At 64.4% G+C, this 10,102-nt stretch carries 8 protein-coding genes, 1 tRNA gene and 1 pseudogene; 9 read left to right on the top strand and 1 reads right to left on the bottom strand.

The window, feature by feature from the left end:
- The 8 genes and pseudogenes from QN219_RS30075 to QN219_RS30040 all read left to right on the top strand — a co-directional run.
- Nucleotides 1-798: molybdopterin dinucleotide binding domain-containing protein (locus QN219_RS30075; protein ID WP_284004078.1), on the top strand; the 798-nt coding region annotated here is incomplete at its 5' end.
- 12 nt (nucleotides 799-810) lie between these two features.
- Nucleotides 811-1,752 carry a formate dehydrogenase subunit beta gene (fdxH, locus tag QN219_RS30070; protein WP_284004076.1) on the top strand — a complete coding sequence of 314 codons (942 nt, stop codon included), beginning with the start codon at nucleotides 811-813 and terminating at the stop codon, nucleotides 1,750-1,752.
- Nucleotides 1,749-2,456: a formate dehydrogenase subunit gamma gene (locus QN219_RS30065; RefSeq protein ID WP_284004075.1), complete on the top strand. Its 708-nt coding sequence runs from the start codon at nucleotides 1,749-1,751 to the stop codon at nucleotides 2,454-2,456. Before fdxH ends, QN219_RS30065 begins: the two co-directional genes overlap by 4 nt.
- Nucleotides 2,457-2,558: 102 nt before the next feature.
- Nucleotides 2,559-3,476: a formate dehydrogenase accessory protein FdhE gene (fdhE, locus tag QN219_RS30060; protein ID WP_284004074.1), complete on the top strand. Its 918-nt coding sequence runs from the start codon at nucleotides 2,559-2,561 to the stop codon at nucleotides 3,474-3,476.
- Between the two features lie 92 nt (nucleotides 3,477-3,568).
- Nucleotides 3,569-4,981, top strand: a complete 1,413-nt coding sequence (selA, locus tag QN219_RS30055) for an L-seryl-tRNA(Sec) selenium transferase (RefSeq protein ID WP_284004073.1) — start codon at nucleotides 3,569-3,571, stop codon at nucleotides 4,979-4,981.
- A gap of 59 nt (nucleotides 4,982-5,040) precedes the next feature.
- On the top strand, nucleotides 5,041-5,805 hold the full coding sequence (locus QN219_RS30050; RefSeq protein ID WP_284004079.1) for a tetratricopeptide repeat protein: 765 nt from the start codon (nucleotides 5,041-5,043) through the stop codon (nucleotides 5,803-5,805).
- A pseudogene (selB, locus tag QN219_RS30045) lies at nucleotides 5,802-7,637 on the top strand (selenocysteine-specific translation elongation factor); the annotation flags it as partial. The gene QN219_RS30050 and the pseudogene selB, both read left to right, overlap by 4 nt.
- Nucleotides 7,638-7,760: 123 nt before the next feature.
- Nucleotides 7,761-7,856, top strand: a tRNA-Sec gene (locus tag QN219_RS30040).
- A gap of 37 nt (nucleotides 7,857-7,893) precedes the next feature.
- Here QN219_RS30040 and QN219_RS30035 read toward each other — a convergent pair.
- Nucleotides 7,894-8,616 carry a GntR family transcriptional regulator gene (locus QN219_RS30035; protein WP_284004071.1) on the bottom strand — a complete coding sequence of 241 codons (723 nt, stop codon included), beginning with the start codon at nucleotides 8,614-8,616 and terminating at the stop codon, nucleotides 7,894-7,896.
- Between the two features lie 88 nt (nucleotides 8,617-8,704).
- Here QN219_RS30035 and uxaC point away from each other — a divergent pair.
- Nucleotides 8,705-10,102 (top strand): glucuronate isomerase (uxaC, locus tag QN219_RS30030; RefSeq protein WP_284004070.1); only part of this gene is annotated, 1,398 nt, incomplete at its 3' end.

The following is a 10,102-nucleotide window of genomic DNA, read 5'->3' as shown; positions in this document are numbered from 1 at the left end:
GACCAGACGCGCACCCAGCCGCCCTTGGTGATGCCTTTCTCCTGGCCAGTCAACCGCCGCATCCTCTACAATAGAGCCTCAGCGGACATAAACGGCAAGGCATGGGATCCGAGCCGCAAGCTGATCGAATGGGACGGCGCGAAATGGGCGGGTTATGACGTGCCCGATATCGCTCCGACGGCGAAGCCCACGGATGTCGGGCCGTTCATCATGAACCCGGAAGGCGTCTCGCGCCTCTTCACCAGGGGCATGATGCGAGACGGGCCGTTCCCGGCGCACTACGAGCCGTTCGAATCCCCGATCGGCAATCTCGTCGCCCCGAACGTGCGCGGCAATCCCGCGGCGCGGGTCTTTGCCGGCGATTTCGAGCAGTTTGCCGAACCCGCTTCGGCAGAGTTCCCCTATGCGGCGACCTCCTACCGCCTGACGGAGCACTTCCATTACTGGACCAAGCATGTCCGGGTGAATGCCGTGCTGCAGCCGGAGTTCTTCGTCGAGATATCGGAAGAACTGGCGACGGAGAAAGGCATCACCAAGGGCGGCTGGGTGCGCGTCTGGTCGAAACGCGGATCGATCCGGGCGAAGGCGGTCGTCACCAAGCGGATCAAGCCGCTGGTCTGCGACGGCAAACCGATCCATGTGGTGGGCATACCGTTGCACTGGGGGTTCACCGGGGCGGCGAAGAAGGGCTTCGGCCCGAACTCGCTGACGCCGTTCGTCGGCGACGCCAACATCGAAACGCCGGAATACAAGGCGTTCCTGGTCAACATAGAGCCCATTGCCGGGCCGGTGGCGTAGGAGGCCAGAGCCATGTTCCCGCCCGTCCCAAATCCCACCACCGCCCCCCAAGGTCCGAAGTTCGGTGAAAAGGACCTGATGCGGCGGTCGGCGTCGACCGTGACGCCGCCCGCCGAGCGCCAGACCGAGGTGGCCAAGCTCATCGACGTCTCGAAATGCATCGGCTGCAAGGCCTGCCAGGCGGCCTGCATCGAATGGAACGACACCCATCCCGAGATCGAGGAGAATGTGGGCGTCTTTGAAAATCCGCACGATCTGACGCCGGACATGTTCACGCTGATGCGGTTCACCGAATGGGAGAACCCCGAGACCAACAATCTGGAATGGCTGATCCGCAAGGATGGCTGCATGCATTGCGAGGACCCGGGCTGTCTCAAGGCGTGCCCCGCACCCGGTGCCATCGTGCAATATTCGAACGGTATCGTGGATTTCGTCCACGAGAACTGCATCGGCTGCGGCTATTGCATCAAGGGATGCCCGTTCAACATCCCGCGGATTTCCGAGGTCGACCACACCGCCTACAAGTGCACGCTCTGCTCCGATCGGATCGCAGTCGGCCAAGGGCCCGCCTGCGCCAAAGCCTGCCCGACGCAAGCGATCGTCTACGGCACCAAGGAAGAGATGAAGAAACATGCGGAAGGGCGGATCACCGACCTCAAATCCCGCGGCTTTACCAATGCGGGTCTTTATGACCCGCCGGGCGTCGGCGGCACGCACGTGATGTATGTGCTGCACCATGCCGACAAGCCGGAGATCTATGCCGGTCTGGCCAACAATCCGACGATCAGCCCGGTCGTCGAGGCCTGGAAGGGGGTTACCAAATATGCCGGTCTCGCCGTCATGGGCGTCGCGGCGGTCACCGGTTTCCTGCATTACATGGTCAACGGCCCCAACCGCGTTTCCGAGGAGGACGAGGAGGCTGCCGAGAGGTTGACGGGAGATCGTTCCTCATGAGCACGGATACGGAACATGAAGTTGGCAAGGGCGACAGCGTTCATGCCGGCAAGCCCGTCACCGTCGATCGCTATACCGGCGGCGCGCGGATCAATCACTGGATCACCGCCGGAAGCCTGGTGCTGCTCGCGCTTTCCGGGCTGTCTCTTTTCCACCCGCGGCTTTTCTTCCTGTCGGCGCTGTTCGGTGGGGGCCAACTGGTTCGCGCCATTCACCCGTGGATCGGCGTCGTCCTGTTCTTCAGCTTCCTTGGCCTGTTCCTGCGTTTCTGGAAGCTCAATCTCTGGAAGCGCGAGGATGGCACCTGGCTTGCACGGGTTCGCGATGTGCTGACCGCGCACGACGAACGCCTGCCCGAAATCGGCAAGTACAATGCCGGGCAGAAGCTCGTCTTCTGGTCCATGTCGATCCTGATCATCGTGCTGATAACGTCCGGCATCGTCATATGGGATGAGTATTTCGCGGCTTACACCACCATCGAGCAGAAGCGATGGGCTGTTCTCATACACTCGATCGCCGCCATTCTCGCGATCAGCGTCTGGATCACCCATGTCTATGCAGCGATCTGGGTAAAGGGTACGATACGCGGCATGGTACGCGGTTCCGTCACCGGCGGCTGGGCGTGGCGGTATCACCGCAAATGGCTGCGCGAACTGGTCGACAAGCCGGCTGCGAAAGACGAGAAGAGGACCGCAGCCGAATAGGCCAGGAGGAGGAAAAGTGTGGGCGGTTTTCCGCCCGCATCCCGGTTAAAACCAAGTTTCAGGGTTATATCACGTGGCCCGTCGGGTTCGTGAGGGAGTGTGATGAAACGCAAAGACGCCGCCGCGCCGGATCCCACTGCAATCGGAGATGTTTCGTCGCCGCCTTTTGCGCGCGTTCCCGATCCCGCTTCCCTTTTTTCCGTCCGCTCGCTACGCCTGCGTCAACTGGCCGAAGCGAGCGGCCTTGCGCCCTATCTCAATTTCGTGGCCGGGCTCGCGGCAGTCCAACACGATATCCAGGCCGATCTTCCGCTCGCGGAACGGCTCGACGCCGCGGCGGTCCTGCGCGCGCATGAGTTCGAAATGCCGCCGCTCCATCGCCATGGGATGGAGGGCGGCGAAACGATCAACATGATATTCGACCGTCTGTTCGCGGCCGCTGACGCAATCGAGAAACCGGCCCCGGCCGCCGATGCGCTCGCGCGCGTCGTCGCGGCCGATCGGCAAGCACGTCTTGCCATGGCCGATACCGTTCTCTCCGGCTCCTTGCCCGCGGGCGCGATCGCGGAACATATCTTTGTCTGGGCAGCACTTCAGGTGCATTTCGCCCGGCTCGCGTCGCTTCTCGACGAGAAGAAGCTCACGCCGGTCGCCGACGGCGTCTGCCCGTCATGCGGCGGCAGGCCGGTATCGTCCATGGTTGTTGGCTGGCCGGGCTCGCACGGCGCGCGGTTCTGTTCCTGCTCTCTTTGCTGCACCTTGTGGCACTATGTCCGGGTCAAATGCGTGCTTTGCGGCTCCACCAAGGGGATCTCCTACCGGGAGATCGAAGACCACGGCGGGATCGTCAAGGCGGAGACCTGCGACGAGTGTCGTGGCTGGACGAAGATTTTCTACCAGACCAGGGAGCCGGCGGCAGAGCCGATTGCAGATGATGTTGCGAGCCTGAGCCTCGATCTCCTGATGCGCGAAGGCCCTTATCACCGTGGCGGCTTTGCGCCGCTTCTGGCCGGGTTGTAGTCATGGCCGAACCGTTCGCAGCGGCCTGGAGCGGACGAGGATAGCGTCCTTTGCGCGTCCGATAGACGCGCGGCACTGTAGGGAGGGCTGTAATGGATGCGAATGTCCGGTTGCGTGACATCCCGTCGGTGGACGAGCTTCTGCGATCGGCCGCTGTCGTCGAAGCGATCGAATGCTTCGGACGGCAGCCCGTAATCGGAGCCTTGCGGAACGTGCTGGCCGCGATCCGGAAAGAGGTGCTTAGAGGCGGAGACATCCCCTCCTTGGACGCCATCGCGACTGCCGCCGTCGCGGCGCTTGAGACGAACGATCGATCGACGCTCCGTCCCCTGTTCAATCTGACGGGGACCGTGCTCCACACCAATCTCGGCCGCGCCTTGCTGGCTGAGGCGGCGATCGATGCCGCGACGGAGGCGATGCGCGAGGCGGTGGCGCTCGAATTCGACCTCGAAAGCGGCAAGCGCGGTGAAAGGGACGATCACCTGCGCGCACTCATTTGCGAGCTGACCGGTGCGGAGGATGCGACCGTCGTCAACAACAATGCCGCCGCCGTGCTGCTCACGCTGAACAGTCTTGCAGCGGGCAGGGAAGCGATCGTCTCGCGCGGAGAGCTGATCGAAATCGGCGGCGCGTTCCGCATGCCGGACATCATGCTGCGCTCCGGTGTCCGCCTCGTTGAGGTCGGCACCACGAACCGCACCCATGCCAGGGATTATCGCGACGCCATAGGAGCCGATACGGGCCTGATAATGAAGGTCCACACCTCAAACTATCGCATCGAAGGCTTCACCAAGGAGGTGGGCGCGCGCGAGCTCGCGGAGATCGCCCATGAGCATGGGCTTCCGCTCGTGAACGATCTCGGTTCCGGCACACTTGCCGATCTCGAGCGCTTCGGGCTTGCGCACGAGCCGACCGTCAGCGAAGCGATCGCCGAGGGCGCGGATATCATCACCTTTTCCGGCGACAAGCTGCTCGGCGGACCGCAGGCCGGCTTCATCGTCGGGCGCAGCGCCTACATCGACAGGATCAACAGGAATCCCATGAAGCGCGCGCTGCGGGTGGACAAGATCCGTCTTGCGGCGCTGGAAGCGACATTGCGGCTCTACCGCGACCCGGATCGCTTGAGCGAACGTCTTCCGACGATGCGGCTGCTCGCCCGTCCGAAGGCCGACATCGGCGAGCAGGCCGCACGGCTGGCGCCCTTGGTGGAGCGCGCGCTAAAGGGCGCTTTCAACGTTTCGGTCATTGCCTGCGAAAGCCAGATCGGCTCCGGCGCGCTGCCGCTCTCCACCGTGCCGAGCGCGGGGCTCGCCTTGGCGCCGCTGTCGGGCAGCGGCCGCATGCTCGCCGAGCTGGCCGCGGCACTCAGGCGTCTTCCGATGCCGGTCATCGGCCGCATCGAACGCGGGTCACTGATCCTCGACTTGCGCTGTCTCGAGGACGAAGAGGGTTTCGTTGCCAATCTCGAACATCTCGAGCCGTCGGGCGGAGGACCTTCGTCGTGAGCCTTTTCAGCCGTTTCTCGCGAAAGCCGACCGAGAGCGATGCGTCCGGCGAGGCCACGATGCCCAAGGCGCTCGCCGCCGCCCGAAACGGCGACTTTGAGACCGCCCTCGCGATCTGGGAACCCTTGGCGCGGGCTGGAGACGCGCGGGCGCAGAACAATATCGGCGCCTGTTTTGCCGGCGGATTGGGTGTGCCGCGGGACGCCGGCCTGGCCTATCGCTGGCTAAGCTTGTCCGCCGAAGCGGGCGATCCGGTCGGCCAGCGCAACCTTGCTTCCCTCCTGTTCAAGGGCGAGGGGATCGCGCCGGACTATCAAAGGGCCGCGGCGCTTTACCGCAAGGCGGCCGAACAGAACGACGCCGAGGCTCAGGACATGCTGAGCTGGATGCTGCTCGAAGGCGATCTCGTCGAGCCCGATTTTGCGGAAGCCCACCACTGGGCGCTCGCCGCCGCCGAGAACGGCTCCGCCGCGTCGATGTCACGGCTAGGGATGCTCTACCACAATGCCATCGCGGTCGCGCGCGATCCGATCGAGGCGGTTTACTGGTGGGGACGCGGCGCGCGTGCGGGTGATGCCGACGGGCAGGCGATGCTTGGCGCAGCCTATCATCTGGGAAGCGGCATCGCCCGCGATCCGATCGAAGCCTTCGCCTGGCTCTTGAGGGCGCGTGAAGGCGGCAGCGCGTTGGCCGCGCCATTCTTCGACGTCGTGCGCGCCGCGCTCGACGCGGAGGAACTGGCAGAGGCGGAGCGTCGTGCCGCAATGCCGCTGTCCGAAACGGCGGACCCGTCACAGCCTGCAAGCGAAAGGAATGAACGGTGATCGTCGGCACTGCCGGTCATATCGATCATGGCAAGACGTCGCTCGTCCGCGCGCTGACCGGTATCGACACCGATCGGCTGAAGGAGGAAAAGGACCGCGGCATTTCGATCGACCTCGGCTTTGCCTATATGCCGGTCGAGGGCGCGGAGACCGTCGGCTTTGTCGACGTTCCGGGCCACGAGAAATTCATCCACACCATGCTGGCGGGCGCCGGCGGCATCGACTTCGTGCTCCTCGTGGTGGCGGCCGACGACGGCGTCATGCCGCAGACAAGCGAGCATCTGGCGATCGTCGATCTTCTCGGCATCGAACACGGCATCGTCGCCATCACCAAGGCCGATCTCGTGGCGGAAGACCGCCTTCAAGAAGTGGAACGGCAGATGCGAGACGAGCTTGCCGGCACGGCGCTTGCCGATATTTCCATGATTCCGGTCTCGGCGGTGTCGGGCAGGGGGGTGGCATCACTTCGCGACGAAATCGTCGATGCGGCACGCTGCTTCACGCGACGCCGGACAACGGGCCGCTTCCGCCTGGCCGTCGACCGCTCCTTCACCATTCAAGGGGTCGGCACGGTGGTCACCGGCACCGTGCTTTCGGGACAAGTGGCGGTGGGAGACCGCGTCACCGTCAGCCCTTCCGGCCTCGAGGCGAGGGTGCGATCGATCCACGCGCAGAACCGGCCAAGCGAAACCGGCCGCGCGGGCGACCGCTGCGCGTTGAACCTCGCCGGCCCTGGCATCACGAAAACGGCAGTTGGTCGCGGCGACATGGTCTGCGACCCAGGCCTGCACGCGCCGACGAGCCGGATCGATGCGACATTGCGTGTGCTAGGCTCGGAACCGAAGCCGATCGGCCATTGGTTCCCCGTGCGCCTTCATCATGCCTCGGTGGAAGTGGGAGCCCGAATCGTGCTTTTGGCTGAAGAGCCGGTTGCGCCCGGAGCACGCACGCTGGTCCAGCTCGTGCTTGACAGGCCGATCGCGGCGGCGGCGGGAGACCGCTTCGTCGTTCGCGACACCTCCGCGCGCCGCACGATCGGCGGCGGTCGGTTCCTGGACCTGCGCGCGCCGGCACGCAAGCGCCGCACCCCGGAGCGGATGGCGCGACTCGAAGCCCACGCGTTGGTCGAGCCGAAGCAGGCGATCGAGGCCCTGCTTGCCGCGCCGCCCTTCTACCTCGACCTCGGCGTCTTCGCCCGCGACCGGGCGATCGCAACAACGGACGTGCCCGCGTTGGCGCAAGCGCCAGGCGTAATGCATCTGCCGTTGGAGGCGACGGCGCTCATCATGTCTCAGACGAGCTGGGCGAATTTCCGCAACGATATCCTTGCCCGGCTCAAGGCCTTCCATGCCGACAATCCGGACCTTCTGGGGATGGGTTTCGAGCGGTTGCGCACACAGACGGAGCTGCGATTGCCGGTGCCGGCCTTTCGGGCGGCTCTGCAGGCACTCGCTCGATCGGGCGAGATCGCGCTCGACGGAGCATGGGTCCGCCTTGCCGACCATCGGGTAACGATGACTTTGGCCGATGAACGGCTCTGGCATGATATCGAGCCTTTGCTCGACGGAGCCGAGCGGTTTCGCCCGCCGCGCGTGCGCGATATCGCCGGATTGCTGGCGATGCCCGAAGCGCAGGTGCGCCGGCTCTTGAAGCTCGGCAGCCGCATGGGCAAGGTGCACGAGGTGGCGCACGATCATTTCTTCCTGCGTGAAGTGGTCGCGGAGATGGTCGCGGTCATCGTGGAGATCAGCACGACCGCCGATAACGGCTGGTTCACAGCGATGCAGTTCCGCGATCGTCTCGAAAACGGCCGCAAGGTTGCGATCCAGATCCTCGACTTCTTCGATCGCCACAGCGTCACGCTCAGACGCGGGGATATGCGCCGCCTCAATCGCAACCGTCTGGACCTTTTCGGCAATTTGTCGAATGGTGCCAGCGAGGAGGACATTTTTTCAGGAGGAGATTCGTCCCCGGTGGGGCGTCCGGACTTCAAATCCGGGAGGGGTCGAGAGACGGCCTTTGGTGGGTTCGACTCCCACTCTCTTCCGCCATCGCGCGAAATTCGGAAATAGGCGTCCGGGGCCGGTTTCAGCTGAAATAGCCCGGATAGAGAAGCCGCAACTCGTCGATATCCGGAATGACGGCGCTCAAGTGATGCATCATCGCGTCGCGGGCGCGGTCGGGTTCATGCGCCGCGATCGCGTCGCGGATCGTCATATGCTCCTCGATGACGCTATCCATGCGGCCGGGCACCGGCAGCGTCAGGCGGCGGGTGCGATCGATCTGCAGCTTCACGGTCTTCAGGATGGTCCAGATGCCCGGATAGCCGGCGATCGCTGAAATAGCCTCGTGGAAGGCCTCGTCCTGCTCGTGAAATAGTGAGGGCTCGTTGTGCGCCGCGTGGACGCGCTGGCGGGCGATGATCGCGTCGAGCCTGATAATATCGTCAGCGGATGCGATTTCAGCGGCGTGTTCCACCGTCGTGCGCTCGAGCGATTTGCGGATGACGACGGCTTCGGGAATGGCGGAGACCGGAATTCGCGACACGAAGGTCCCGGATTGCGGGAAGATTTCGACCAGACCGGCTTCGGCCAGCCTCAGAAGCGCCTCGCGCACCGGCGTCCGGCTGACACCGAATTCCTCGGAGATGCGTTTCTCCTGCAGCGCGACGCCCGGCTTCATCTGCAGCGAAAGGATCGCGGCATAGAGCTGTTCGTAGATCGCGGATGCTGTCGTCACCCGGCGAACCTTGACGCCGCCAGGCATCGCAAAAGACGGCGACGACACGCCCGGGCGTTGGCGTTGCGACATGGAGGCAAATCCATTGGTTGACTCGGCTTTGAATACTAGTATATCAATTCACCCATGTTGCCAATATGGACGCAGGGGGAGCCGCGGAATGGCATTGCATCCCGATCGATTATTTCCGGTGGAGCCGGAGGCCCGGGCCGTAGCCCGGCGGCTCTACGACGCCGTTGCCGGCCTGAAGATCATTTCGCCGCATGGCCATACCGACCCGTCCTGGTATGCCGAGGATCAGGCCTTTCCGGATCCCGCGGCTCTCTTCATCACGCCGGATCATTATGCGACGCGGATGCTCTATTCGCAGGGCGTCAGGCTGGAAGACCTCGGGGTCAAGCGGCGCGACGGCAGCGGCGGCGCCCCGGACGGCCGCGCCATCTGGCGGCTTTTCGCCAAGCATTTCCATCTCTTTGCCGGCACGCCCACGAGGTTGTGGTTCGAGCATTCGCTGGAATCCGCCTTCGGTATCACGGAGCGGCTGGGGCCGGGCAACGCAGACGCCCTTTACGATCGCATCGCGGAGGCGATCGCCACACCGGCGATGCGGCCGCGCGCGCTCTATGACAAGTTCGGGATCGAGGTGATCGCCACGACCGACGGCGCGCTGGATGATCTCGCGCATCACGATGCGGTGCGCAGTTCCGGACGGCATGGCCGTGTCGTGCCCACCTATCGGCCGGACGCCGTCGTGGATGCCGAGGCGCTCGGCTTTGCCGAGAATGTCGGGAAGCTGCTCGCGATCACTGGCGAGCCCGCGACGTGGACCGGCTATCTCAACGCGCATCGTGCCCGCCGCGCCTTCTTCAAGGCCCGCGGCGCCACCGCGACGGACCATGGCCATGCGACCGCGCGTACGGAAAACCTTTCACAGGCCGACGCGGCAGATCTGTTCGATAAGGTCCTGTCCGGCAGGTCCGGACCGGCGGAGGCCGAGGCCTTCCGCGGCCAGATGCTGACGGAAATGGCGCGCATGAGCCAGGACGACGGCCTCGTCATGCAGATCCATCCCGGCTCCTACCGGAACCACAATCCGTCGCTGTTTACGAATTTCGGCCCGGACAAGGGCGCCGATATCCCCAAAGCGACCGACTACGTGCACGCGCTGAAACCGCTGCTCGATGCGGTCGGGAACGACGCCTCGCTGACGGTCATCCTCTTCACGCTCGACGAGACCGCCTATTCACGTGAACTGGCGCCGCTCGCCGGCCATTATCCGGCGCTGAGGCTCGGTCCCGCCTGGTGGTTCTTCGACAGTCCGGAAGGCATGCGCCGGTTCCGCGAGACGACCACGGAGACGTGCGGCTTCTACAACACCGTTGGCTTCAACGACGATACCCGCGCTTATCTCTCGATCCCGGCGCGGCACGACATGGCACGCCGGGTGGATTGCGCCTATCTTGCCCGCCTCGTCGCCGACCACCGCCTCGACGAGGAGGAGGCCCACGACCTCGCGCGGGAACTTGCCTACGGGCTTGCCAAGCGGGCGTACCGCTTG

The organism is Sinorhizobium sp. 8-89, from assembly GCF_030124325.1.
In the GTDB taxonomy this organism is placed as follows: domain Bacteria; phylum Pseudomonadota; class Alphaproteobacteria; order Rhizobiales; family Rhizobiaceae; genus Sinorhizobium.
This window is presented reverse-complemented; position numbering and strand designations above follow the sequence as displayed.

Bases quoted from the DNA above. Each gene is read 5' to 3' on its own strand.
- fdxH (WP_284004076.1), top strand. From the start codon at position 811: ATGTTCCCGCCCGTCCCAAATCCCACCACCGCCCCCCAAGGTCCGAAG.
- QN219_RS30065 (WP_284004075.1), top strand. From the start codon at position 1,749: ATGAGCACGGATACGGAACATGAAGTTGGCAAGGGCGACAGCGTTCAT.
- fdhE (WP_284004074.1), top strand. From the start codon at position 2,559: ATGAAACGCAAAGACGCCGCCGCGCCGGATCCCACTGCAATCGGAGAT.
- selA (WP_284004073.1), top strand. From the start codon at position 3,569: ATGGATGCGAATGTCCGGTTGCGTGACATCCCGTCGGTGGACGAGCTT.
- QN219_RS30050 (WP_284004079.1), top strand. From the start codon at position 5,041: ATGCCCAAGGCGCTCGCCGCCGCCCGAAACGGCGACTTTGAGACCGCC.
- QN219_RS30035 (WP_284004071.1), bottom strand. From the start codon at position 8,616: ATGTCGCAACGCCAACGCCCGGGCGTGTCGTCGCCGTCTTTTGCGATG.